Source organism: Pseudomonas sp. R4-35-07 (assembly GCF_003852235.1).
In the GTDB taxonomy this organism is placed as follows: Bacteria; Pseudomonadota; Gammaproteobacteria; order Pseudomonadales; family Pseudomonadaceae; genus Aquipseudomonas.
On record NZ_CP027732.1, the window covers coordinates 947,026 to 970,483 of the forward strand.

The 23,458-nt window shown below is 55.3% G+C and carries 24 protein-coding genes and 1 pseudogene; 14 read left to right on the forward strand and 11 right to left on the reverse strand.

Features of this window, described 5'->3' with window-relative positions; translation table 11 throughout:
• Window positions 1-116 precede the first annotated feature (116 nt).
• From C4J89_RS04150 to C4J89_RS04215, 14 genes and pseudogenes are all read left to right on the forward strand, one after another.
• On the forward strand, window positions 117-929 hold the full coding sequence (locus C4J89_RS04150) for a class I SAM-dependent methyltransferase (RefSeq protein ID WP_124413835.1): 813 nt from the start codon (window positions 117-119) through the stop codon (window positions 927-929).
• A 159-nt stretch (window positions 930-1,088) separates the two neighbouring features.
• Entirely contained in the window at window positions 1,089-1,589 is a 501-nt protein-coding gene (locus C4J89_RS04155) for a deoxycytidine deaminase (protein ID WP_124413836.1), read from the forward strand.
• A complete protein-coding gene (gene dcd / locus C4J89_RS04160; protein ID WP_124413837.1) occupies window positions 1,586-2,104 on the forward strand; it encodes a dCTP deaminase in 519 nt (172 codons plus the stop codon). Before C4J89_RS04155 ends, dcd begins: the two co-directional genes overlap by 4 nt.
• Window positions 2,104-2,529: a hypothetical protein gene (locus C4J89_RS04165; RefSeq protein ID WP_124413838.1), complete on the forward strand. Its 426-nt coding sequence runs from the start codon at window positions 2,104-2,106 to the stop codon at window positions 2,527-2,529. Before dcd ends, C4J89_RS04165 begins: the two co-directional genes overlap by 1 nt.
• Window positions 2,526-2,873, forward strand: coding sequence for a hypothetical protein (locus C4J89_RS04170; RefSeq protein WP_124413839.1), 348 nt, complete (start codon window positions 2,526-2,528; stop codon window positions 2,871-2,873). The genes C4J89_RS04165 and C4J89_RS04170 overlap by 4 nt, the downstream gene beginning before the upstream one ends.
• Window positions 2,873-3,787: an aldo/keto reductase gene (locus tag C4J89_RS04175; protein WP_124413840.1), complete on the forward strand. Its 915-nt coding sequence runs from the start codon at window positions 2,873-2,875 to the stop codon at window positions 3,785-3,787. The genes C4J89_RS04170 and C4J89_RS04175 overlap by 1 nt, the downstream gene beginning before the upstream one ends.
• Window positions 3,784-4,146 carry a VOC family protein gene (locus C4J89_RS04180; RefSeq protein WP_124413841.1) on the forward strand — a complete coding sequence of 121 codons (363 nt, stop codon included), beginning with the start codon at window positions 3,784-3,786 and terminating at the stop codon, window positions 4,144-4,146. The genes C4J89_RS04175 and C4J89_RS04180 overlap by 4 nt, the downstream gene beginning before the upstream one ends.
• Window positions 4,147-4,319: 173 nt before the next feature.
• Complete coding sequence (locus C4J89_RS04185; RefSeq protein ID WP_164487588.1) at window positions 4,320-4,982, forward strand: alpha/beta fold hydrolase; 663 nt, start codon at window positions 4,320-4,322, stop codon at window positions 4,980-4,982.
• A gap of 106 nt (window positions 4,983-5,088) precedes the next feature.
• Window positions 5,089-6,342 carry an acetyl-CoA carboxylase biotin carboxylase subunit family protein gene (locus C4J89_RS04190; RefSeq protein WP_124413843.1) on the forward strand — a complete coding sequence of 418 codons (1,254 nt, stop codon included), beginning with the start codon at window positions 5,089-5,091 and terminating at the stop codon, window positions 6,340-6,342.
• Window positions 6,339-7,487: a hypothetical protein gene (locus C4J89_RS04195; protein WP_124413844.1), complete on the forward strand. Its 1,149-nt coding sequence runs from the start codon at window positions 6,339-6,341 to the stop codon at window positions 7,485-7,487. Before C4J89_RS04190 ends, C4J89_RS04195 begins: the two co-directional genes overlap by 4 nt.
• Before the next feature lie 16 nt (window positions 7,488-7,503).
• Complete coding sequence (locus C4J89_RS04200; RefSeq protein ID WP_124413845.1) at window positions 7,504-7,635, forward strand: YHYH domain-containing protein; 132 nt, start codon at window positions 7,504-7,506, stop codon at window positions 7,633-7,635.
• A 91-nt stretch (window positions 7,636-7,726) separates the two neighbouring features.
• Window positions 7,727-7,899 (forward strand): annotated as a pseudogene (prfC, locus tag C4J89_RS04205) (peptide chain release factor 3); the annotation flags it as partial.
• A gap of 255 nt (window positions 7,900-8,154) precedes the next feature.
• Window positions 8,155-8,574 (forward strand): hypothetical protein, encoded by a 420-nt coding sequence (locus C4J89_RS04210; RefSeq protein ID WP_124413846.1) that lies wholly within the window; start codon window positions 8,155-8,157, stop codon window positions 8,572-8,574.
• Between the two features lie 253 nt (window positions 8,575-8,827).
• Window positions 8,828-9,073, forward strand: coding sequence for a hypothetical protein (locus C4J89_RS04215; protein ID WP_124413847.1), 246 nt, complete (start codon window positions 8,828-8,830; stop codon window positions 9,071-9,073).
• A 96-nt stretch (window positions 9,074-9,169) separates the two neighbouring features.
• Here the strand turns inward: C4J89_RS04215 and C4J89_RS04220 are convergent, their stop codons facing one another.
• The 11 genes from C4J89_RS04220 to C4J89_RS04270 all read right to left on the reverse strand — a co-directional run bounded on the left by C4J89_RS04220 (window position 9,170) and on the right by C4J89_RS04270 (window position 23,336).
• The gene (locus C4J89_RS04220; RefSeq protein ID WP_124361268.1) at window positions 9,170-9,529 is read right to left on the reverse strand and encodes a hypothetical protein; all 360 of its coding nucleotides are present in this window, start codon (window positions 9,527-9,529) and stop codon (window positions 9,170-9,172) included.
• Window positions 9,530-9,930: 401 nt separating this feature from the next.
• Complete coding sequence (locus tag C4J89_RS04225) at window positions 9,931-10,902, reverse strand: peptide ABC transporter ATP-binding protein (protein ID WP_124361269.1); 972 nt, start codon at window positions 10,900-10,902, stop codon at window positions 9,931-9,933.
• A complete protein-coding gene (locus C4J89_RS04230; RefSeq protein ID WP_124361270.1) occupies window positions 10,902-11,870 on the reverse strand; it encodes an ABC transporter ATP-binding protein in 969 nt (322 codons plus the stop codon). The genes C4J89_RS04225 and C4J89_RS04230 overlap by 1 nt, the downstream gene beginning before the upstream one ends.
• Window positions 11,871-11,880: 10 nt before the next feature.
• The gene (locus C4J89_RS04235; protein WP_057724524.1) at window positions 11,881-12,792 is read right to left on the reverse strand and encodes an ABC transporter permease subunit; all 912 of its coding nucleotides are present in this window, start codon (window positions 12,790-12,792) and stop codon (window positions 11,881-11,883) included.
• Between the two features lie 10 nt (window positions 12,793-12,802).
• A complete protein-coding gene (locus C4J89_RS04240) occupies window positions 12,803-13,813 on the reverse strand; it encodes an ABC transporter permease subunit (protein ID WP_124361271.1) in 1,011 nt (336 codons plus the stop codon).
• Window positions 13,814-13,889: 76 nt separating this feature from the next.
• On the reverse strand, window positions 13,890-15,488 hold the full coding sequence (locus C4J89_RS04245) for an ABC transporter substrate-binding protein (RefSeq protein ID WP_124413848.1): 1,599 nt from the start codon (window positions 15,486-15,488) through the stop codon (window positions 13,890-13,892).
• An 80-nt stretch (window positions 15,489-15,568) separates the two neighbouring features.
• Complete coding sequence (locus C4J89_RS04250; protein ID WP_124413849.1) at window positions 15,569-16,963, reverse strand: OprD family outer membrane porin; 1,395 nt, start codon at window positions 16,961-16,963, stop codon at window positions 15,569-15,571.
• Between the two features lie 169 nt (window positions 16,964-17,132).
• Window positions 17,133-18,737, reverse strand: a complete 1,605-nt coding sequence (locus tag C4J89_RS04255; RefSeq protein WP_124361274.1) for an ABC transporter substrate-binding protein — start codon at window positions 18,735-18,737, stop codon at window positions 17,133-17,135.
• Between the two features lie 304 nt (window positions 18,738-19,041).
• The gene (locus C4J89_RS04260) at window positions 19,042-20,670 is read right to left on the reverse strand and encodes an ABC transporter substrate-binding protein (protein ID WP_124413850.1); all 1,629 of its coding nucleotides are present in this window, start codon (window positions 20,668-20,670) and stop codon (window positions 19,042-19,044) included.
• 258 nt (window positions 20,671-20,928) lie between these two features.
• Window positions 20,929-22,530, reverse strand: coding sequence for an ABC transporter substrate-binding protein (locus tag C4J89_RS04265; protein WP_124413851.1), 1,602 nt, complete (start codon window positions 22,528-22,530; stop codon window positions 20,929-20,931).
• Between the two features lie 92 nt (window positions 22,531-22,622).
• Entirely contained in the window at window positions 22,623-23,336 is a 714-nt protein-coding gene (locus C4J89_RS04270; protein WP_124361277.1) for an SIMPL domain-containing protein, read from the reverse strand.
• Window positions 23,337-23,458 lie beyond the last annotated feature (122 nt).

Sequence of the window (23,458 nt, forward strand, 5' to 3'; positions counted from 1 at the left end):
GATTAAAGTAAGTACTTTATACCACTACCCTAGAAGGAGTTGTCGGAGGATATCGGGCTGTAAACGTTGTATTAAATCTGCGCGAAAAGCGCTTTTATGGAAAGGAAACTATATATATGACCATCGACTCTCGTCGCGTCAATGAAATGAGCTACACGGAATTTGTAGCCTTCATTAACCAAACCAATGTGCCGCCAGGCTCTTACAGCACTCTGACAAAATGGCGCAATAACTCCAACCTTAACGCCGAGTCGCGGGTATTGGAAGTGGCCTGTACAACAGGATTTTCCATTAACTCGCTCGTGAAAGAGTCCGGCTGCGAGGGTGTGGGGATCGACTTGTGCAATGACTCCATCAAGCAAGCGCGGCTGAATGCCGAACAGATGGGGCTTGGCGACAATGTCCAATTTACGGCCATTGACGGAACGAAGTACGAATCCCCCGAGAAATTTTCTCATGTTGTGGTCGGCGCCGGACTGGGATTTTTCCCCCAGCCTGAGAAGATGGTCGAGAATATCTGTCGTTTATTCAAAGAGTCGGGCTATCTACTGGCCTCGCCATTTTATACCGTTAACGATATTCCCGAGAAAATGCTGACTCAGGCGGCCAAAGTGTTCGGCATCACACCTACAGTTCAGCCTTATAAAGAAGTCATGCAACTGTACAAAGGTTTTGAAGTGTATTTTGAGGAACGTTTGCTACCCTTACAGGAAACAGAAAGAGAGCTACACCATTATTGTGAATCTACTGTAGAGCGCGCCAGCCACTCATACCACTTGGAGGATGAGTCTATAAAGTCGGCAATGTACGATAGACTGTATAGCATCAAGAAAATGTCAAACGCTCTTCGCCAATATCAAGGTTACAATGTTCTCATTTTACATTATGATTCCCGGCACTATCCAAATCGTTATGTAGAGTTATTTTAAGAAAATCGCGGCCAACTCAAATTGTAAATTTTATTCTTCGGGAAATGCTCTAGTTTTGGTTAGTCAAACCAGCGTAGCTCTTTGTCTGGATTCTACTGATCTTAATGAAGGGGCCGCGACCTCCCCTAAAAGTAGCAAGCAACGGCGGTGGGTACAAAAATGATCTTGACTGGACAAAAAATTATAGATTCTGTCGATAATGGTGATATCACGATTTCCAATTTTGATTGCTTACGTGTAAATCCTAACAGCTATAACTATTTGCTGGGGGACGAAATTAAGGTCTTCAGTGGAAAAGCCTCTGATGGTTCTCCGACATTCGATACCGTCAAACTGAAAGAAGAGGGGTATGTGTTGCGCCCCGGCGCCATGTATTTGGGCGTTACCGATGAAATTCTTGGCAGTACGCTATACGCAATGTCACTAATTGGTAGAAGTTCTATGGGGCGCTTGGGTTTGTTCTTGCAAATATCGGCCAACCTCGGACACACCACATCCAGCCATCAATGGACTCTAGAGTTACACGCTGCGAGAGCAATACGGGTCTACCCAAAGATGCCAATTGGACAAGTTTCATTTTGGAAGAATGATGGAAGCATCCAGTGCTTGGGTAAAACCTATGCCCTTTATAATAGTCCCACGGAGAGGCTGCCAGCATGATTCTTACAGGAAGTAAAATACGCGATGAGGTAGTTGCTGGAAATATTGTCGTTGAACCTTTCAATGATGCTCAACTGTCTACTAACTCATATGACCTTCGCTTGGGCTATAAATATCTTAAATATGAGAGTGGGGTAATTGATCCTAAAAGACAGCACGCCTACGACATTCATGATATTCCTGAGTGCGGATTACAGTTGGAGGCAGGCGAGTTTTTGCTCTCAGAGTCTCTAGAGGTGATCGGTAGTAATCACTTTGTTCCCATCATCCACGCAAAATCCGGCACCGCCAGAGCAGGCTTGTTCGTACATATCACCGCCGACCTGATAGATATCGGTTCAATCGGAAAAACTACGTTCCAGTTATATGCCACTTTGCCGATCAAGGTATACCCGGAGATGCTCCTGGCCCAAGTTTCATTTTGGCGTCCGGAAGGCGTTATTACGTTGTATCAGGGGAAATATCAAAATGCGACTGGACCGCAACCTTCCAAAACCTATCAGGACTACATGTGATGGTAAAAGTAATGGCTTCAAACCTACACTTCAGCGCCACCGATTTGGATATGTTACCTATTACCGATCTGGCGAGCTTCAGCCGCGTTGATGATTCTGCGGTCCTTATTGATCTGCTTCAGGACACCGTCGGTGAGTCGCAAGCCCATGATATTGCCATGTTGCTACCTGACCACTACAAAGCGATCTACTTGCGCAAGGACATTGTTTTCATCAAAGCTAATTTACAGGAGTCGTTGCGGCCGCACTTGGCGCCAGAGCTCTTGCACTCGCTGATGAACGAGCTGTGCAGTGCTATGGATCTTTTCTCCCTGCTCACGCGGGATGAGAAACCCTTGGTGTCTTTGCGCATGGTAACAGAGGAATACGTTGCAAGGAGTATCCGTCCGTCAGCCAGTATTACCACCGGGATGCCGCTGCCATGACCCTGACCAAGTGTTTCTATGGTGAGGGCGCGATTTATATTCGGGAGAAAAACACTAAGCGTGATTACTTCCAGGCGAACTCCATTGCATTAAATGACGCCGACGCGGCTTACGATGACGCCGATTTTCATGTGGTGCCTCCCTCGAAGTGGGTATTGCTCAAGGGAGAGATGTACGAGGGAATTGATTCCCGAAATCAGTCGGTTATCGATATCGTCCTTGGCGAAAAATCGCAGTTCAGGGACTTTGCCAAGGGCAAGGGGTTGATCCATAAAGGTGGGCGATTTATCGATACTGATCGACGCCTGGTATTCACCCTCAGCACCTACAAGACGGAGTTCTGATGAAAAATATAATCCTTGGAACCTGGCAGGTAGGGGGCGACAGCTGGTCGACGGTCAATAGCTGGAAAGCCTATGAAACGCTGTTTTTTGCCATCGATCAAGGCATTGAGCGGATAGATACAGCGCCTACCTATGGGAACGGTCGTTCGGAGAAATTAGTCGGTGAAGTGATTCGGCATTTTAGTAATCGGAAGCTCAAAGTCATCAGCAAAGTGCCCCCCGATATGATGACTCGTGCCAAGGTGGTCGAAAGTATCGAAGGCAGTTTGACACGGCTTGGAGTGAACCAACTGGACACATTGCTGATTCATTGGCCGGCCGGGACCATGGGAACCGATTCAGTGCCACTGGAGGAAACCCTATGGGCCTTGGAGTTGGCGAAAAGCTCCGGACTCACGAAAAAGATCGGGGTTTGCAATTATAACCTAGCCGATCTTGAGTACATCGACAGTCAGTTGAAAATGGACTGCCTCCAATATGCCTACTCGTTGTTCTTCCGAGGCGTGGAGTTCGGAATCAGCCAGTTTGCGGAAGCTCGTGGCATTGAGCTGATGGGGTACTCCACGCTAGCCCAAGGCATCTTGACTGATCGTCCAGACTTCGCGGGATTCTCCAGCGATGACCATAGAAATTATGTCGTCTTGTTCGCGGAAAAACATCGACGACGTATCCAGCATATGTTGCAGGCGCTCAGAGCTGCTCTGCCTCAGGGCGTAGGCCTGAGCAACCTCGCGGTAAGCTGGGTGCAATCAAAAGGAGTAACCCCCATTCTTGGGTTGCACACCCCTGAGCATTTGGACGCCTTCCGCAATGGCCGCGTGTCAGATGAAATTTTGCTGGAGGCGGCGGACGTAATTTCTAGGGAGTTCAAGGCTGAACTGGGGCCGCGTCTTTCACTGTGGGGTGATGCATGACTGAATTGCATTTGGCCATCAGGACCGTAAATCCCGAGGGCATGATCAGGTTCTACCAAGAGGTGTTCGATTTCCATGTAGTGGAAGACTTTACTGCCAGTGATGGCTCGTTTCGCATTTACTTTCTATCAGATTCTCAGCAACGCAAACTTGAGCTGATCGTCAATCGAGAGCCATCCTCTCCAGAAAAGGGCAGCACATTGTCTCACTACGGTTTTTTCGTTGATGACTATCACCGTGTGCTGTCGGCTTGTCAGGCTGCTCAGCTACCGGTTCTGGAAGAAAAGCTCGTCAATGGGCTCTGGCAGTTCTACGTCCAGGATCCGGATGGACACTACGTGGAAGTGAATCAAGTCTAATTCTGCTGACAGTACAGGCTGTAAAACGACTGACGAGGTGTATGAGGATGAGGGATGCAGGCTTAGTAATTGTCGGGTGTGTTGTACAGCCCGGAGAGCATTACCAATTCAGCGACCGGGGTAGTTCAACCTGCGCGTTTTGTATTCACGGCCGCCCCGGTAACAGTCTGTTGATGGAACCCTTCGATACCTGGTGTGCGGAACAGTCTTACGACTGTTACCGCTATGACCAGTTCTCGTGCCGAGACAGAGAAGGTTTTCACGGCGATTCGAAACAGCTGCTCGCCATACTGGTTGAGGAACTGTTCCTGCATCTCAGTAAGTTCAAGGACCGAGATTTGCTCATCGTGGCTCACTCCTTCGGTGCTGTGCTGCTCTGTGAAACCTTGCTGAGATACGAGCTTTCACAGCAAAGATTTAAAATCGTGCTGTCAGGCTTCTGTCCCGAGCGTGAAGAGTTCCTGCTGGCCAACCAGAAGCGCCTGGATGGCTATGCTCGCGAGGGCGACGAGCATGACGTTGAGCACAGGTTCTTCGATGCGCATATCTGCGGCACACGATTTCTGAGCGCTGAACAGCTCCAAGCATTTCAAGTGCCGCCGATGGGAAACATCAGCTTGCGCGACTCCTATCTCGGCCTACTCAGCGCCATAAGGTGTCCGGTGTTAATCACCTACGGAAGCGAAGATATTTGCAGTGACTATCAGGTCGCCAAAACCTGCGAGTGCTTGGTGGATTGCCGGGTTGTCCAACTTTCCGGGGCCGCACATTACCCGTTCATTGAGCGGACACAGGCCTACTTCCAAGAGCTCGACCGTTTCATGAGCACCGGATGAGATAACGAGTTCACAACGTTTACCTTTTTTCTTATTAAGTACGACCTTGAGCCGCCCTCGCGCGTGGGGCACCTAGCCACGGAGTTTTGCCAAGGAGATTGGCGTTATGCGTAATATATTAGTTATCGGTGATTCTTACGTAGATACCGAGTTTTTCAACGCAAACACTCGATGGTTTCACATCGGCCAGGAACCACCAGCGCTTAAGTTGACCGCCTCCAGAAGACTGTACTTGGCGGCTCAATTCGATGTCGAGCAGTACGACAAAAAGCTGCTAGAAATATTTCTTTTTTGCAACGAGATCATTTTTGGGTTTGGCAAGATCGACTACGTGATCGCCAACACCGAGTACAGTATTTTGTGTGGTGCGGCGGTTCGTGAACATTACGAAATACTTGGTCGCCGGCTAGGCGATGTGGCCATGTTTAGAAATAAGTATCTAATGAAATCGGCGCTTGCGCTTCAGAACGAGGTCGAGACTAGTCGTTTTGTTGGTGGCGTACGGTTAGCTACAGAGGGAATGACTGCGGTTTTGAGAGTCTTTGCCCCAAGTGAATATCCACTGGTGATTAAGGCAACGTCCCAGGCTGGGAGTCGGCATGTTTACGTGGTTCAAGATGCGCTGGAGCTAGCGGAGAAAATGCAGGAGCTCAAGGTCCTCGGGATCGAGTATTTGGTGGAGCAGTTTGTCGATGCGCCGGTCATTCATATTGACGGGGTCTGTCGCGGGGGAGAGTTGCTGTTTGTCTGTGCATCCCGCTACCTGGATGATTGCTATGCCTGGCAGCATGAAAAAATCGCCATGTCTTCAGTGCTGATCGATGAGCCTGCGCTTCAGAAAGCCATCGTGCAGTTCACGCAATCCACGCTTTCCTCATTAAACGCCCGAGATTTAGTCTTTCATCTTGAAGCCTTTTTACTTCCCGATAAGAGCTTGGTGTTTTTGGAAATCGCTTCGCGTCCCGGTGGCGCCGCAATAGTACCTTGCATCAAAAGTATCTATGGCGTGGACCTGCAGGAGGAGAACTTCAAAGTGGAGGTAGAGGCTCCCTCTGTCTTGAGCTCTTCCGGATTTCTTGGAGCGCATGTGAGCAAGTCCGGAGGCTGGATCGTGCTGGCTTTACCCGAAATGTCATGGTGCGAAGTATTGTCGGTTCAGGGCGATCCTCCGCTGGGCGAGCATGTGGCGTGGAGAAAAGTTGTCGCTGTCGGCACCCGCTACAACTCGGATTATTTTGAAGATCCGGCTGTGGGGATGTTCGTCGTACGCCACGTCAGCGCAACACAGGTGGCGGCGAGTATTCAGCGGATCAAGGAAGAGTTTTCCATTGAGGTGCTACGACTGGAGCACTCCCTATGACGCAGCTACTTCAGCCAACCAGTAACAAACGCGAACTCGATACTCTGACTGCTCATTTTACCGCCACGGCCTCAGAGTTCGGTTTTATCCATGCGCCACCGACGCCATTGCTCAGCGATGATGAAACCCTGCTCTTCGCCAACTCCACGATTGCGGGCTACAAGCAGCACCTGGTCGAAGGGCAACTTCCGTTTCCAGGCTTTTGGATTGTTCAAGAGTGCATCAGGAATAAGAATCTCAAAAGCATCAGGAACTGGGACGAAGAGCTTGAGTACATGAGCTGCTTCACACAGTTAGGGGTTTTGGGCTGCCCGAAGTCATTGCCACGGATTCTCGAGTTCATTACCTATTACCTTGCGAGTATCAGTAATCGCCAGCACCTGCTTTGTCGGGTGAGTCGCTCGCTTGCGCTGTATGAGCCAGTCACCCGAAACTTTGATGCCTGGCAGATTGAGACCGATGGGCGTTCGCCCGGTTACTACCATTGGCAATATGGCCTGGAGGGCGTGAAAGGAGAAGGCGTTACCTTCGCCGTTCTTGATCAGGGGCTGGGCGGCTATCGGGACATTGGTAACCTTATTGAGATCAGCGACAGTACGGGTGTGCTGGGTTACGAATTCGGGTTCGGAGCGGAGACTCTGAACTCTCGGCTTCGAGGTCTGGACTCACCCTTCGAATCCTGCCTGTTACTTGATTATCTGGATATGAGAAATGAGCCGCTTCTGAAAAGGAAAGTGCTCGACTCACTAATGCTCGCCGCAACGCTATGTGCCATCGGTGTGGATGAGACGACACTCAAACGCGCTTCGATCCTAAGACGCGTCATGAATGATCTGTTTTACCTGACTTATTTGTGTCAATTGGAGCCGCAGTCAATCCTGGCGATTGGGAGGGAATACCTTCACCTCAAGGGTATGGTCGAAAGGCATTTTATACGAACCTTTGCCATCTTTGAGAGACGAGTCGGAATAAAAATCAACCGGGCTCGACAGTACATCGACTATACGACGATGCACGATAAATCTTGGGACCGTGCACGCCGACATTGTGTGGAACGAATAGGCATTCCCACCGTTTATTTCGAGAAAATATTCGAACCGCAACTAAGTTTGATCAGGCCAATTGATGAAATGCAAAAACAATAATCATAGGAAGTGAGTCATGAAAATTATCATCTTTTTACTGACACTGGTTCTCGCCGTCATTTCTATATTTGTAATTGCTCACGGTGGCCGTACCGATAAGCAGGGCTACCACAATGACAAGAAGACTGGGGCACTACACTGCCACTGAGCTCCATGGCCCTTCGCTCAGAGGGGCCTGGTAGGAGGAGGTCCGTATGGGGCTTAAGAAACCGAATCACCAGCTACGGCGTGACTTGAAAGATTGCAGCGGTAAGAAGAAGTTGGAAGAGTTCTCCAACAAAGCGGTGGAAAACCTGGCGATCGACGGCTGTGGTCACCTGACTTACCTGGCGCCGCCCCGGATCAACCTGGCGCTAATGGAAGAGCGCTCTGGCCAGATGTGAAATTCCGTGCGACGCGTGAGCACCATTGATTTAGGCCTCTGATTTTTAGCAACTAACTGAAAGCCCTAAAGATTTTATCTTTAGGGCTTTTTTGTGGCTTCGTAAACGGCTAAGAGTCAACTGTGAAGTTTGACAGTAGATTTTTATGGTGTTCAGCCGTTATATAGGCAGGGAGGTCGTGAGGCCTACCGTCAGTGCTTATAAGCAGAAGTTAAATAGCATGTTCTTGGTTCGGGATTTGGTACAGAACTTTATATCAGGCTACCCAGCATGGAGATTGGATCATGGTCAGTCATGAGGAAAAACAGGTACAGAATGCTACCGGGCATTTTGAATATCGTTTTGAAGGCGGGGGGCTTGTAACCCCGCAGTATAAGTACGTATATCTTCAAGAGGGGCCGCAACCGATTCCACCGATTTTTAAAGGTCGGGATACTCAAAATAGTATTCGTGAAACGGGCCTTACCTTCATATTCAACTCGTATGATTTTTGGGGTGTCAATGTTCCTGTCGGTCAGGGATTCACTGTGCAGCATTGGGCAGCAGGGAGCAGTACTGAAGTTAAGTCTGGTTTTGTTACTGGAATGATAAATCCTTCAGGTAAAGCCGGATTTTTTAAGTTTGAGCTCAATGTGGATGTTCAGGGTTCGACGAAACGCGTCGAAGGGTTCTTTATACTGAAGCAAAACGTTGCTGCATTATAGTCTTGAAAGGCTCTCTCGCCTGGCTCCAGCATTGGGCATCAGGTGATAATGGAAGGTGAGCATCATTAAGATCTTAGCAGTTGAGAGAAGGGCGAAGCTGTAATGGCTTCGCCTTTTTTGTTGGCGTCTTAAATGCAATTAACTGTGGGAAGGGGCTTGCCCCTTCCCACATTTTGATCTCTATAAGGCTGGGAATTGGCGAAACCCCTGCATCGGGTCTAGCTTTCACACACTGAATGTGAAGGAGACCACCGTGCGCAATGTTCGATACGCTATTTGTCTGATGCTACTGGCAGGCCCAGCGCTGACAGCCCTACCGGCACTGGCCGGCGATGGCACCCCCCAGTGGAAAGACACAGGACCCGTCACCAAGAAAAAGGCCAACGAGGTCAACTCGGGCAGCTGGAAACCGCAGCCCCAGCCCACAGATGTCAAAGATCCGGAAAACCCCATCAATGAGGGGGAAGACAGTGTGACCTTCGACGACGGCGAAACTTGATTCCCTCTCAGGGTCACAGCGATTCCTGGCATGGCATGCAAAAGGGCGAAGCTGTCATGGCTTCGCCCTTTATTGCGTTTAGGAAATGACGGTGAGTTACGGTAGGTTTTGCCCCACTCGCAACAGTTTCAATGCCAATTGGGTGCCCGCCTGGATGTATTCAACTTGTGCATACATCGCATCTTTTACATAGGCTTCCCCCAAGTCTGTAACTTCCTGCAATGCAGCATACTCGGCACTCAGGTACAGCAAATGCATGGAGATATCCATCGAGTTCTGAAACGATTTAAGCGTGTTATTTGGCCCTAATTCGTCAATGACCTTCTGCCAGCGAAGGTCGGCTTCGGCTTGGAGTGTCTTGTATTCGGCCAATGAAACCTCATCATCGGCATAGATGTCGTTAAGAAGGGTTTCCAGGGATTTGGAGATAGAAAGCTTTTCGCGGATTACAGTCATGAGATAGCCCGTTTGTTAATGAGGAGAGGCGGGCATTCTCAGTCAGGCTTTATGGAATTAGAAGCGCGTTATCGTCGTTTTTTAGTTGCTGTTACATATTTAAGAAGTTTTCTTTTTGGCTTGAAGTTAGAGCGTGGAAGTCGTGTGGGAAGTTTGTAATTGTTTGGGTGGAAAACTGCCGCGACGATTCGGACGAAGGCGACAGCCAGACAGAGGCCGTGCGCAAAAAGAAGCCCCTCCCGCCCGGCTGATGCGCAACCTGACGGGAAGGGCCGTAGAACTCAGACTTTGATCGTTCCCACGCTCCGCGTGGGAATGCATCCCTGACGCTCTGCGTCACCTCAACGGCGGGACGCGGAGCGTCCTAGGCGGCATTCCCACGCGCAGCGTGGGAACGATCGTCAGGCCACGAACTGCTCCGCATAGTGGCAAGCCACCTGGCGATTATCCAACGGCCGCAACAGCGGCTCCTCGGTGCTGCAGCGTGCCGTCGCGTACGGGCAGCGCTTGTGAAAGGCGCAACCCGACGGCGGGTTCAGCGGGTTGGGCAGCTCGCCGACGATCTTGATCTTTGGCTTGTTCGGGTCCGGGTGGATGGTCGGCGTGGCCGACAGCAGCGCCTGGGTGTACGGGTGCAGGGGGCGGGCGTAGATGTCTTCCTTGGGGCCCACTTCCACCGGGCGGCCGAGGTACATCACCATCACGTCATCGGCAACGTGCTGCACCACGGCCAGGTTGTGGGAGATGAACACGTAGGCCGTGTTGAATTCCTGCTGCAGGTCCATGAACAGGTTGAGTACCTGGGCCTGGATCGACACGTCCAGTGCCGAGGTCGGTTCATCCGCCACCAGCACTTTGGGTTGCAGCATCATCGCCCGGGCCAGGGCGATACGCTGGCGCTGGCCACCGGAGAACATGTGCGGGTAGCGCTGATAATGCTCAGGGCGCAGGCCCACTTGCTTCATCATCGCCTGCACTTTCTCGCGGCGTTCGGCGGCGGACAGGTTGGTGTTGATCAGCAGCGGCTCGCCGAGCTGATCACCGACTTTCTGCCGTGGGTTCAACGACGCGTACGGGCTCTGGAACACCATCTGCACGTCTTTGCGCAATTGCTTGCGCTGGGCCTTGTCGGCGCCGGCCACTTCCTGGCCGGCGATTTTAAGGGAGCCGGATGACGGCTCTTCGATCAGCGTGAGGGCGCGGGCCAGGGTGGATTTGCCGCAACCTGATTCGCCTACGACGGCGAGGGTCTTGCCGGCTTCCAGTTCGAAAGACACGCCATTGAGGGCACGCACCGTAGCGTGGCCCTTGAACAGGCCACGGGACACTTCGTAGTGACGGGTCAGGTCGCGGGCGGTAAGAACGACGGCCATTACGCCACCTCCTGGTTCAAGGGGTAGAAGCAGCGCGCAAGGCTGTTGGTTTTCGGGTCGAGCGCAGGGCGCTCGGTACGGCAGTTCTCACGCACATACGGGCAGCGCGGCGATAGCAGGCAACCTTGCGGGCGGTCGTAACGGCCGGGCACGATACCCGGCAGCGTGGCCAGGCGTGTGGCGCCCAGGCTGTGCTCGGGGATCGCCTTGAGCAGCGCTTCGCTGTAAGGGTGCGCTGGAATGTCGAACAGTTGCGGGACCTGGCCGACTTCAACGGCCTGGCCGGCATACATCACGCACACGCGCTGGGCGGTTTCAGCCACCACCGCGAGGTCGTGAGTGATCAGCACCAGGCCCATGTTCTGCTCTTTTTGCAGGGCCAGCAGCAGGTCCATGATCTGCGCTTGAATCGTGACGTCCAACGCGGTGGTCGGTTCGTCGGCGATCAGCAGTTTCGGCTCGCCGGCAATCGCCATGGCGATTGCCACGCGCTGGCTCATACCGCCGGAGAGTTGGTGCGGGTAGGCATCCATACGGCTGGAAGCGCCAGGGATTTCCACTTTTTCCAAGAGTTCGATGGCGCGCTTGCGCGCTTGCTTGCCGGACATTTTCAGGTGCAGGCGCAGCACTTCTTCAATCTGGAACCCCACGGTGTAGCTGGGGTTCAGCGCGGTCATCGGGTCCTGGAACACCATCGCCAGGTCTTTGCCGACGATCTGGCGGCGCTGACGGTTGCTCAGCTTGAGCATGTCCTTGCCGTCGAAGTTCAGGGCATCGGCGGTGACGATGCCGGGGTGCTCAATCAGGCCCATCAGCGCCATCATGGTCACGGATTTACCCGAGCCCGACTCGCCAACGATTGCCAGGACTTCGCCTTTGTCGACGGTAATGTCGAGGCCATCGACCACTGGCACGGCGGTCTCGTCGCCGAAGCGAACGTTGAGATTCTTGATTTCTAACAGTGACATGGGAATCTCCTCAGGCGGCGTTCTTGAGTTTCGGGTCCAGCGCGTCGCGCAGGCCGTCACCCATCAAGTTGATTGCCAGCACGCTGAGCAAAATGGTCAAGCCCGGCAAGCTCACGACCCACCAAGCGCGTTCGATATAGTCGCGGGCCGATGCCAGCATGGTGCCCCACTCCGGCGTTGGCGGTTGTACGCCAAGGCCGAGGAAGCCCAGGGCGGCGGCATCGAGGATCGCCGACGAGAAACTCAAGGTGGCCTGCACGATCAGCGGCGCCATGCAGTTGGGCAGCACGGTGATGAACATCAGGCGTGGCAGGCCGGCACCGGCCAGGCGCGCGGCGGTCACGTAGTCGCGGTTCAGTTCGCCCATCACCGCAGCGCGGGTCAGGCGCACGTAGGACGGCAGCGACACAATGGCGATGGCGATCACGGTGTTGATCAGGCCAGGGCCGAGGATGGCGACAATCGCCACGGCCAGCAGCAGCGACGGCAGGGCCAGCATGATGTCCATCAAGCGCATGATGGTCGGGCCCAGCAGGCGCGGGAAGAACCCGGCGAACAGGCCAAGCAGGATGCCCGGGATCAGCGACATCACCACGGAGGACAAACCGATCAACAGCGACAGGCGCGAACCCTGGATCAGGCGCGAGAGCAAATCCCGGCCCAGTTCGTCGGTGCCCAACAGGAACTGGATCTGCCCGCCTTCCAGCCATGACGGCGGAGTGAGCAGGAAGTCGCGGTATTGCTCGCTCGGGTTATGCGGTGCAACCCACGGCGCGAAGATCGCGCAGAACACGATCAGCAACATGAACAGCAGGCCGGCAACCGCGCCTTTGTTCTTGGAAAAGGCTTGCCAGAATTCTTTGTACGGAGACGGGTACAGCAGGCTCTGATCGACTGCTGACACTGGAGTAGAGGTAGTCATGGTCATGATCTCAGCGCTGGTGACGGATGCGTGGGTTGGCGAAGCCGTAGAGGATGTCCACCACGAAGTTCACCAGGATCACCAGGCAGGCGATCAACAGAATGCCGTTTTGCACCACCGGGTAGTCCCGCGCGCCAATGGCTTCGATCAGCCATTTGCCGATGCCGGGCCACGAGAAGATGGTTTCGGTCAGTACCGCACCGGCCAGCAACGTGCCGACTTGCAGGCCGACCACGGTCAATACCGGGATCAGCGCGTTGCGCAGGCCGTGTACGAACACCACGCGCGCCGGCGACAGGCCCTTGGCCTTGGCGGTACGGATGTAGTCTTCGCGCAGCACTTCGAGCATCGACGAACGGGTCATCCGCGCAATCACCGCCAGCGGGATGGTGCCCAGCACGATGGCTGGCAGGATCAGGTGGTGCAGGGCGTCCCAGAACGCGTCCGGCTCGTCGGCCAGCAGGGTGTCGATGAGCATGAAGCCGGTGCGCGGCTCGATGTCGTAGAGCAGGTCGATACGCCCGGAAACCGGGGTCCAGCCCAGGCTTACCGAGAAGAACATGATCAGGATCAGGCCCCACCAGAAGATCGGCATCGAATATCCCGCCAGGGAGATGCCCATCACCCCATGGTCGAACAGGGACCCTCGTTTCAAGGCCGCGATCACCCCGGCCAACAGGCCCAGGATACCGGCGAACAGCAGGGCGGCGATGGACAGTTCCAGGGTCGCCGGAAAGAGTGCGGTGAACTCGGTCCACACGCTGGTGCGGGTACGCAGCGATTCGCCAAGGTCGCCTTGGGCGAGCTTGCCGACGTAATCCAGGTATTGCGCATACAACGGCTTGTTAAGGCCAAGGCGCTCCATTGCCTGGGCATGCATTTCGGGGTCAACCCGCCGCTCGCCCATCATGACTTCTACGGGGTCGCCTGGAATCATGCGAATCAACGCAAAGGTCAGCAACGTGATGCCGAAGAACGTGGGGATCAATAACCCCAGTCGGCGGGCAATAAAACTAAACATCTTGGTGTGTACCTCAATCAGCCGGTTAGGCAGGTTCGGCGCCGTCAGGGTCGACGGCGCCGAGCGTTTTTCTTATTTACTTCACCTGGGTGGTGGCGAAGTTATTGGTCCCCAGAGGGCTTTGGGTGAAGCCTTCTACGTTCTTGCGCATGGCGGTGAACAGTTTCGGATAAGCCATGGGAAGCCATGGTTGGTCCTTGTCGAAAACGTCCTGGGCTTGTTCATAGAGTGCGGCGCGCTGGGCGGGTTCAGCGGTGGCGCGCGCTTTGTCGATCAAGTCCTGAAACTCTTTGTTACACCAGCGCGCGTAGTTTTCGCCGTTTTTCGCTGCATCGCAACTCAGGTTTGGCGTAAGGAAGTTGTCAGGGTCGCCGTTATCACCGACCCAGCCAGCCGATACCATGTCGTGCTCGCCGTTTTTAGCGCGCTTGAGCATCTCGCCCCATTCCATGACTTTGATATTCACCTTCAGGCCGATCTGCGCCAGATCCGCCTGCATGCGCTGGGCGCCGAGCATCGGGTTGGGGTTGGTCGGGCCGCCGCCGTTACGGGTGAACAGGCTGAACTCGGTGCCTTCCGGCACGCCGGCTTCCTTGAGCAGGGCGCGGGCCTTGTCCAGATCGCGAGGCGGGTTCTTCAGTTTGTCGCTGAAACCCAGCAAGGTCGGCGGATAAGGACCAGTCCCCACCACCGCATTGCCTTTGCCGAACAGCGCTTCGGTGTAGCCGGCCTTGTCGAACGCGATATTGATCGCGTGACGCACCCGCGCATCGCTCATGTATTTGTGGGTCGTGTTCAAGGCGGTGTAACTGGTGGTCATCGCCGCCAGCTCATCGACTTTCAGGTTTGGGTCTTTCTTGATGCTTGGAATGTCATCCGGCTTGGGGAACAGTGCGATCTGACATTCGTTGGCCTTGAGCTTCTGCAGGCGCACGTTGTTATCGGTGCTGATCGCCAAGATCAGCGGGTCGACTGCCGGTTTGCCACGGAAGTAGTCGGGGTTGGCCTTGAAGCGCGCCTGGGCGTCCTTCTGATACCGGGTGAAGATGAACGGGCCAGTGCCGATAGGCTTGGCGTTGAGGTCTTCGGTCTTGCCGGATTTGAGCAACTGGTCGGCGTATTCCTTCGAATGGATTGAAGAGAATGCCATGCCCAGGTCGGCCAGGAAGGGTGCTTCAGGACGCGTCAGGGTAAAGACAACGGTGTAGTCGTCGGTCTTCTCTACGCTCTTGAGCAGTTCCTTGAAGCCCATGCTTTCGAAATACGGATAGCCCACGAGGGACTTTTTATGCCAAGGGTGATTCGGGTCCAGCTGACGCTGGAAACTCCAAAGCACGTCGTCGGCGTTCAGGTTGCGCGTGGGTTTGAAATAGTCGGTGGTGTGGAACTTGATGTCGTCACGCAGGTGAAAGGTGTAGGTCAGGCCATCGGCGCTGATCTCGGGTAGGTCTTTGGCCAGCGCGGGAACGACTTCGGTGGTGCCGGGCTTGAAATCCACCAGGCGGTTGAACATGGTTTCCGCAGCGGCGTCAGCGGTCACGGCGGTGGTATACAGGACCGGGTCAAAACCTTCCGGGCTGGCTTCGGTGCAGACCACCAGCGGTTTGGCCGATACGCCGATCGCCACGCTCAGCAGCGCAGCGGCCATGGCAGCTTGTAACGGGAGCATTTTCATTCAGAGCCCTCTGCAATCGATGGAGCCAGAAAAGCGTAGGCGGCGGGCTCGTCCTGAGCCCACCGCCTGCCTGGCGCTAATTAAAGAATGTTGAACGGAATGGTGGTGACCAGACGGAACTCTTTGATGCTGCCGTCGGACTGGAACTCGCTGCCACGGTGCTCAACATAGGTTGCGCGCACGGTAGTGGCTTTGAGTGGGCCGCTCTGCAGGGCATAAGAGGCGCCTACACCGTATTCCTGGTGCTTCTCGCCGTCCTGGGACTGAATGCCGTCGTAGGCGAACTTGGCCCGGCCGTTGTTGCCGGTGTAGTGGGTGCCGTCGATGTCCCAGCCGCGCGCCGAGTAGGCGTTGAACTTCAGGCCTGGCACGCCGTATTCGGCCATGTTGATGGCGTAGGCGATCTGGAAGGACTTCTCGTTCGGGCCGTTGAAGTCCGAGGTCAGGGAGTTGGCCAGGTAGATGCCGTTGGTTTCGTGCAGGTAGTCGAAGTACTCGTTACCGTTCACTTGCTGGTAAGCGAAGGTCAGGCTGTGTGCCTGGTGAGTCAGTCCCAGGGACAGGGAGAAAGTATCGTTGTCGATTTCCCCCATCTCTTTTTTGCCTTCATCGACCGTCTTGTAGTAGTTGAAACCGGTGGTCAGGCCCAGTTCCTTGGCGTCGCCCAATTCGTGGGTAGCGCCGAAGTAGTACTGGTTCCAGAAGTCCTTCACGTTGGCGGCGAAGAAGCTGGTCTTCAGGCTTTTCAGCGGCTGGTAGTTCACACCCAGGGTGGAGACTTTGTCGGTTTCTACGCCATTGCCGTATTCGCTGCGGAATTTCGACAGGCTCTGTTCGGTACGCGGTGACACGCGATCGAAAACACCGCCCTGGAACGACAGGTTGCTGAACTCTTCGCTGTTGAAGCTCACACCCTGGAAGCTGGAAGGCAGCGCACGGTTGCCGATGGTATCGACGATGCCGCTGCTGAAGTTCTGGCGACCGGCGGTCAAGGTGGTGTTGGACACACGGAACTGCACGTTGGCCAGGCCCAGTTTGCTCCACTGATCTACAGCGTCGCCGTTGGAATCGGCCAGGGTGCGGTTGGAGCCGCCTTTGATGTCACGCTTGCTGCGGTCCAACACCAGCGCGTTGTACACCGCCACTTCGGTCTTGACGCCAACAGTGCCCTGGGTGAAACCCGAGCTGGCGTTGAGGATGGTGCCCTGTACCCAGTTGGTACGGTTGCGGTCGGTACGGGTTTCGCCGTGCTTCTGGTAAGCGAAGGTGCCCCCACGGTATTTGCTTTCATGGGAGTACCAGTTACGCGTGGTACCGCCCAGGCTGAAATCTTCGATAAAGCCTTTGGCCTCGCTTTGCGCGCTGGTGCCGGCCAGGGTGGTAGGAACGAAGTCCTGGCTCTGCGTTTCAGCGTAGGCGGTGGCCGTGATGCTGCTGATGGCCAGGGCCAGAAGCGCTTTGCTGCTCAGTTTCATGGGTGAAGCTCCTTTGGTTCTCTTTTTTATGCCGGTCTTTTTAGGTGAACCGGCTATTGGGTGTGTAACTCGTTCAAGCTATTGCAAACGTTTGGCGTAGGAAAAATCCCAACAAAAGGCTGCACGTTTGCCGAAAGGCCGCCAGGCCCTTCGCCATCCGGTTATTTTCTTATGGGGTGATACTGACGCCCGAGAACACGTTGCGGCCGAAGGGGCTCACCTTGAAGCCTTCGACTTTGGCGCTCAACGGCTGGTTGACCGTCGAGTGGGCGACTGGCGTGATCGGCACCTGCTGCTTGAGCAGTTGCTGCGCCTGTTTGTACAGAACAGTCCTTTGTTCGCGGTCGGTCACGACCTTGGCTTGCTTGATCAGCTTGTCGTACGCCGGGTCACACCACATGGAGTAGTTGTTCCCGCCGATGGCGTCGCAGCTGTAGAGGGTGCCCAGCCAGTTGTCCGGGTCACCGTTGTCACCGGTCCAGCCGATCAGGCTGACATCGTGCTCGCCGTTCTTGGTGCGCTTGATGTATTCGCCCCATTCGTAGCTGACGATCTTCACTTTCAGGCCGATCTTGGCCCAATCGTTCTGCAGCATTTCCGCCATCAGCTTGGCGTTGGGGTTGTACGGCCGTTGCACCGGCATCGCCCATAGGGTGATCTCGGTGCCTTCCTTCACGCCGGCGGCCTTGAGCAGTTCCTTGGCTTTTTCCGGGTTGTAGGCGGCGTCCTTGATGCTGTCGTCGTAGGACCACTGGGTCGGCGGCATGGCGTTGACCGCCAGTTGCCCGGCGCCCTGGTACACCGCATTGAGGATGCTCTGCTTGTTCACCGCCATGTCCAGCGCCTGGCGCACTTCGAGCTGGTCGAAGGGTTTGTGGCGCACGTTGTAGGCGATATAGCCAAGGTTGAAGCCAGGCTTGGTCAGCAGTTGCAGGTTCGGGTCGGCCTTGAGTGCGTCGACGTCGGCGGGACGCGGGTGCAGGGTGACCTGGCATTCGCCGGCCTTGAGCTTCTGCACGCGCACCGAGGCGTCGGTATTGATGGCGAAGATCAATTGGTCGAGCTTGACCTTGCTGGGGTCCCAATACTGTTTGTTTGCCACATAGCGAATCTGCGAGTCTTTCTGGTAACGCTGGAACACGAACGGGCCAGTGCCGATGGGCTTCTGGTTGATATCGCTGGGTTTGCCTTCCTTGAGCAATTGCTCGGCATACTCGGCCGAGAGGATTGCGGCGAAGCTCATGGCGATGTTTTGCACGAACGCGGCATCCACCGTATTCAGGGTGATCACCACGGTGTGCGGGTCGGTTTTTTCGACCTTGGCAATGTTCTTGTTCAGGCTCATGCCGTTGAAGTACGGAAACTCGGTGGGGTAGGCCTTGCGGAACGGGTGGTCGGGGTCAAGCATGCGGTTGAACGTGAACAGCACGTCGTCGGCGTTGAAGTCGCGCGTTGGCTTGAACTCCTTGTTGCTGTGGAACTTCACCCCTTCGCGCAGATGAAAGGTGTAGGTCAGCCCGTCTTCGGAAATATCCCACTTGGTTGCCAGCCCAGGCACTACGTCAGTCGCCCCTTTTTCGAACTCGACAAGTCGGTTGTATAACGGCTCAGCGGCATCGTTGTCGGTGGCGGTGGTGTATTGCGCCGTGTCAAAGCCCGCCGGGCTGCCCTCGGAGCAGAACACCAGGCTCTTCTTTTCGGCGGCCTGAGCCGTGGTGGCCACAGCCAGCAGGCTGGCGGCAAACATTGCGGATAGAACGGTGGTATGGCGCATGACGATTCCGATCCTTGTGTGTAGTTATCAACAGCGAGCAATCCCTCAGGCCTGTAGCCAAGGGGACATCACTGGTCCCACATGCGGTAAGTGCCTTTCCCGAATTGGTACCTCTGTAGTCCTACGACGTTATGGGTCGCGGACTTCACAGTAAATGCGCCAAATCGGATTGACCCTGTAGGCAACGGAGGCACGAAGCGCAGTTCATTGCTGTAGGGCGGCAACGCTTGCGGGTGTGGTCTGTTTCCTACGGGCCTGGCAGATGTAATAACGGCGACGTTATGAGCGTCGCCGCTATCGATCCTTACTTGCCGCTTACGCTGACACCATAGAAGGAGTTCAAGCCAAACGGGCTGATCTTGAAGTCCTGCACGGTGTTGCGCATGGGTTGATACACCGTCGAGTGCGCGATAGGTGTGTAAGGCAGTTCACGTTTAAGCAGTTGTTGCGCCTGTTTGTACAGTTCGGTGCGCTTGGCAACGTCTGTGGTCGCCTTGGCCTGGCTGATCAGGGCGTCGTAGTCTTTGTTGACGAACTTGGAGAAGTTGTTGCCGTTCAATGCCGGGGATGAAAACAGCGTGCCCAGCCAGTTGTCCGGATCACCATTGTCACCGCTCCAGCCGATGATCATGGCCTGGTTTTCACCACCTTTGGAACGCTTGATGTACTCGCCCCACTCGTAGCTGACGATGTTGACCTTCAGGCCGATCTGTTTCCAGTCGCTCTGCAGCATCTCGGCCATCAGCTTGGCGTTCGGGTTGTACGGACGCTGTACTGGCATGGCCCACAGGGTGATCTCGGTGCCTTCCTTGATGCCGGCTTCCTTGAGCAGTTCCTTGGCTTTTGCCGGGTCGTACTTGGCATCCTTGATAGTGGTGTCATACGACCACTGGGTTGGCGGCATGGCGTTGACGGCCAATTGGCCAGCGCCCTGGTACACGGAGTCGATGATCTGCTGCTTGTTCACCGCCATATCCAGCGCCTGGCGAACCCGCAGATCAGCCAACGGGTTCGGCGTGGTCTGGCCTTTAAGCACAGGCATCACGTTGTAGGCGATGTAACCCAGGTTGAAACCGGCCTGGTGCGGCATCTTCATGTCCTTGTCCGCTTCCAGTGGCTTGATGTCCGCCGGGCGAGGATAGGCCGTGATCTGGCACTCGTTTTTCTTCAGTTTCTGGATGCGGACCGATGGGTCCGTGGAGATTGCGAAGATCAGGTTGTCGATCTTGACGTCTTCAGGCTTCCAGTATTCCTTGTTGCCGGTGAAGCGAATATTGGAGTCTTTCTGGTAGCTCTTGAACACGAACGGGCCAGTGCCGATTGGCTTCTGGTTGATGTCGCTGGCCTTGCCTTCCTTCAACAGCTGGGCGGCGTATTCGGCCGACTGGATCGAGGCGAAGCTCATCGCCAGGTTCTGGATGAAGGCGGCGTCCACGGTGCCAAGGGTGAACTTGACGGTGTGGTCATCGACTTTTTCGATGTTCTTGATGTTCTTGTCCATCTCCATGTCGGAGAAGTACGGGAACTCAGTGGGGTAGGCTTTGCGGAACGGGTCGTCCTTGTTGATCATGCGGTTGAACGTGAAGAGCACGTCATCGGCATTGAATTCACGCGTCGGCTTGAAATACGGAGTGGTGTGGAACTTGACGCCTTCCCGAAGGTGGAAGGTATACGTCAGGCCGTCCGGGGACACGTCCCAGCTGGTAGCGAGGCCAGGAATCACGGCGGTGCCGCCACGTTCGAACTGGCTCAGGCGGTTGAACATGGTTTCGGCCGAGGCATCGAAGTCTGTTCCGGTGGTGTACTGGCCTGGGTCAAAGCCGGCCGGGCTCCCTTCGGAGCAGAACACCAGGTTAGTTGCCGCTTGGGCAAACGGGGCTGCGGCCATAAGGCCAGCGCTCACTAATAACGGAAGGACTGCGTGTTTAAGCATGTTGGCCTCATGATTTGTTGTCATTTTTGGTGGTGAGGGCGACCTCGTGAGTCGGCCTGCGGATACTTATGCAGGCGCCATACCCATTGCAAGATGTTGAACGGTTGCAAGCGCCAAACAGTGGGACGGGCGTACAAGAATGTCGCATTTATGAAAGTTTCGACATAAATGCATCTATTTGGCGGGTTTTTTCGGTGCGCCGTGCGCACCGAAAAGGCCCAGCCGACGTGTCTAGTGCACTCGGTTGGGGCGTTGTTGTTACTTATCTAGACTCACGCCATAGAACGGTGTCAGCCCAAAGGGGCTGATCTTGAAATCGCGAACTTCCTTGCGCAGCGGCTGGAAAACCGTCGAGTTCGCAATAGGCGTTATAGGTACTTGTTCCTTAAGAATTTGTTGAGCCTGCTGATACCACTTGATGCGCTGGTCGCGGTCGTTGCTGACCTTGGCCTGCTGCACCAGCTTGTCATAGGCCGGGTTACACCATTTGGCGTAATTGCTGCCCTTGACCGCGGCACAACTGTAGAGCACGCCGAGCCAGTTATCCGGGTCGCCGTTATCGCCGGTCCAGCCGTAGATCATGGCGTCATGCTCACCATTTTTGGCGCGCTTGATGTATTCGCCCCACTCATAGCTGACGATGTTGGCCTTGATGCCGACCTTGGCCCAATCCTGCTGGATCATTTGTGCCGACATGCGCGCGTTCGGGTTGGAGGCGCGTTGCACGGTCATTGCCCACAGGTTGATGGTGGTACCTGGTGCAACCCCTGCTTCTTTTAGTAGCGCCCGGGCCTTGGCCGGGTCGTAGGGGGCGTCCTTGATCGTCGGGTCATAAGACCATTGCGCGGGAGGGAGAGCGTTCTGCGCCAATTGTCCGGCGCTTTGGTAAACGGCCTTGATGATGGCCGGTTTGTCGATGGCCATATCCAGCGCCTGGCGCACCTTGAGTTGGTCCAGCGGCGGGTGGGTGACGTTGTACGCCAGGAAACCCAAATTGAAGCCGGCCTGCTGCTGCACGCGCAGGTTTGGGTCCTGCTTGATCACCTCGATGTCGGACGGGCGCGGGTAGCCGCTGACCTGGCATTCACCCGCCTTGAGTTTCTGCACGCGCGCAGCGGCGTCAGGGGTGATGGCGAATACCAGGTTGTCGAGCTTCACGTCCTCGGGTTTCCAGTACTGCTTATTGGCAACGTAGCGGATCTGCGAGTCTTTCTGATAGCGCTTGAACACGAACGGGCCGGTGCCGACCGGTTTCTGATTGATGTCCTCGGCCTTGCCCTGCTTCAAGAGCTGGGCGGCATATTCCGCCGATTGCACCGAAGCGAAACTCATCGCCAGGTTCTGTACGAACGATGCATCAACGTTGTTCAGGTTGAAGCGCACGGTGTGTTCGTCGAGTTTGTCGAGGCTCTTGATCGTGGTGTTCAGGCCCATGTCGGTGAAGTAGGGCGACTCGGAGGGGTAGGCCTTGCGAAACGGGCTCTCGGCATCCAGCAGGCGGTTGAAGGTAAACACCACGTCATCGGCGTTGAAGTCGCGGGTGGGGGTGAAGAAATCGGTGGTGTGGAACTTGACGCCGTCGCGCAGGTGGAAGGTATAGGTGAGACCGTCTTCGGAGACCTCCCAACGGGTGGCGAGGCCGGGCTCGACTTCGGTACCGCCGCGCTTGAACTGGGTAAGGCGGTTGAATACGGTTTCGGCGGAGGCGTCGAACTCGGTGCCGCTGGTGTATTGGCTCGGGTCGAAGCCGGCGGGGCTGGCTTCCGAGCAGTAGACCAGGGTGGTAGAGGCGTGTGCCAGCGGCATAACGGCCAGGAGGCCTGCGGCAAGGAGGAGCGGTTTGAAGGCGATTCTTTCCATGGAGACCCCTGAAATGGCAGCCCTATAAAAGCTGCGCAAACGAAAACGGCGGTCACCGAGGTTACCGCCGTTCAGGTGTGTCAGGTAGGGGGTTACTGCATTTGCACTTCAATCACGCCGTCGGCACTCATGTTGACCTGACTGGTGCCGGCCTCCACTTCAGGCGTTGGCGCCGAATCCACCATGGCCGCTTTCATCATCATCCCGCCGCGCGCATACGGCTGTGGATAACCATTGGTGTTGAAGTTCAGGTTGACGATCTTGTAACCCTTGCCGCCCAGCGCATCGGTGGCCAGTTGCGCGCGGGCCTTGAACGCGGCAACCGCGTCTTTGAGCAGCGCGTCTTCGCTGGCCTTGCGCGTGCTGTCAGCGATGGCGAAGTCCATGTTGTCCATTTTCAGGGTGTTCAACAGCTCGCCGGTGAGTTTGGACAGCGCCGGGAAGTCCGCGCTTTCCAGGCGCAGTTCGGCGCGTTCGCGCCAGCCGGTGATTTTCTGATTCTTGCTGTCGTAGATCGGATAGCTGTTGCGGCTGCCTTGGCGCAGGGTCACGGCCTTGACTTCACGAGCCTGGCCCAACGCCTGGTTCATGGTGGTGGTGATTTCAGCGGCAAGCTTGGCCGGGTCGGCGTTTTGCGCTTCGGTGTAAAGAGTGACGATCATCTTGTCGCGCGCCACTTCCTGGCTGACTTCGGCGCGCAGGGAGATCTGGTTGTAATGCAGTTCATCGGCGGCCATGGCCGGCAGGCTGGCCAGGGCGCTGGCGCCGAGGGTGAGAACCGCTGCACTGCGAGTGAAACGAGACATGAAAGCTCCTTGGGATTGTCGTGTTCGGTATGACTGTAGACGGTGGCATCGGGTTCTTCGGGTTTATGAATTAGAAAAAAGTTTCAAGCTACAAGCTACAAGTGAAAGCGAGGCTGACTTGC

What these genes read in the sequence shown, in the direction of transcription:
- C4J89_RS04210 (WP_124413846.1), top strand. Translation starts at nt 8,155, where the DNA reads ATGGTCAGTCATGAGGAAAAACAGGTACAGAATGCTACCGGGCATTTT.
- C4J89_RS04225 (WP_124361269.1), bottom strand. Translation starts at nt 10,902, where the DNA reads ATGGCCGTCGTTCTTACCGCCCGCGACCTGACCCGTCACTACGAAGTG.
- C4J89_RS04170 (WP_124413839.1), top strand. Translation starts at nt 2,526, where the DNA reads ATGACCCTGACCAAGTGTTTCTATGGTGAGGGCGCGATTTATATTCGG.
- C4J89_RS04270 (WP_124361277.1), bottom strand. Translation starts at nt 23,336, where the DNA reads ATGTCTCGTTTCACTCGCAGTGCAGCGGTTCTCACCCTCGGCGCCAGC.
- C4J89_RS04220 (WP_124361268.1), bottom strand. Translation starts at nt 9,529, where the DNA reads ATGACTGTAATCCGCGAAAAGCTTTCTATCTCCAAATCCCTGGAAACC.
- C4J89_RS04230 (WP_124361270.1), bottom strand. Translation starts at nt 11,870, where the DNA reads ATGTCACTGTTAGAAATCAAGAATCTCAACGTTCGCTTCGGCGACGAG.
- C4J89_RS04185 (WP_164487588.1), top strand. Translation starts at nt 4,320, where the DNA reads ATGGAACCCTTCGATACCTGGTGTGCGGAACAGTCTTACGACTGTTAC.
- dcd (WP_124413837.1), top strand. Translation starts at nt 1,586, where the DNA reads ATGATTCTTACAGGAAGTAAAATACGCGATGAGGTAGTTGCTGGAAAT.
- C4J89_RS04165 (WP_124413838.1), top strand. Translation starts at nt 2,104, where the DNA reads ATGGTAAAAGTAATGGCTTCAAACCTACACTTCAGCGCCACCGATTTG.
- C4J89_RS04265 (WP_124413851.1), bottom strand. Translation starts at nt 22,530, where the DNA reads ATGGAAAGAATCGCCTTCAAACCGCTCCTCCTTGCCGCAGGCCTCCTG.
- C4J89_RS04245 (WP_124413848.1), bottom strand. Translation starts at nt 15,488, where the DNA reads ATGAAAATGCTCCCGTTACAAGCTGCCATGGCCGCTGCGCTGCTGAGC.
- C4J89_RS04235 (WP_057724524.1), bottom strand. Translation starts at nt 12,792, where the DNA reads ATGACTACCTCTACTCCAGTGTCAGCAGTCGATCAGAGCCTGCTGTAC.
- C4J89_RS04155 (WP_124413836.1), top strand. Translation starts at nt 1,089, where the DNA reads ATGATCTTGACTGGACAAAAAATTATAGATTCTGTCGATAATGGTGAT.
- C4J89_RS04175 (WP_124413840.1), top strand. Translation starts at nt 2,873, where the DNA reads ATGAAAAATATAATCCTTGGAACCTGGCAGGTAGGGGGCGACAGCTGG.
- C4J89_RS04240 (WP_124361271.1), bottom strand. Translation starts at nt 13,813, where the DNA reads ATGTTTAGTTTTATTGCCCGCCGACTGGGGTTATTGATCCCCACGTTC.
- C4J89_RS04190 (WP_124413843.1), top strand. Translation starts at nt 5,089, where the DNA reads ATGCGTAATATATTAGTTATCGGTGATTCTTACGTAGATACCGAGTTT.
- C4J89_RS04195 (WP_124413844.1), top strand. Translation starts at nt 6,339, where the DNA reads ATGACGCAGCTACTTCAGCCAACCAGTAACAAACGCGAACTCGATACT.
- C4J89_RS04250 (WP_124413849.1), bottom strand. Translation starts at nt 16,963, where the DNA reads ATGAAACTGAGCAGCAAAGCGCTTCTGGCCCTGGCCATCAGCAGCATC.
- C4J89_RS04150 (WP_124413835.1), top strand. Translation starts at nt 117, where the DNA reads ATGACCATCGACTCTCGTCGCGTCAATGAAATGAGCTACACGGAATTT.
- C4J89_RS04255 (WP_124361274.1), bottom strand. Translation starts at nt 18,737, where the DNA reads ATGCGCCATACCACCGTTCTATCCGCAATGTTTGCCGCCAGCCTGCTG.
- C4J89_RS04260 (WP_124413850.1), bottom strand. Translation starts at nt 20,670, where the DNA reads ATGCTTAAACACGCAGTCCTTCCGTTATTAGTGAGCGCTGGCCTTATG.
- C4J89_RS04180 (WP_124413841.1), top strand. Translation starts at nt 3,784, where the DNA reads ATGACTGAATTGCATTTGGCCATCAGGACCGTAAATCCCGAGGGCATG.
- C4J89_RS04200 (WP_124413845.1), top strand. Translation starts at nt 7,504, where the DNA reads ATGAAAATTATCATCTTTTTACTGACACTGGTTCTCGCCGTCATTTCT.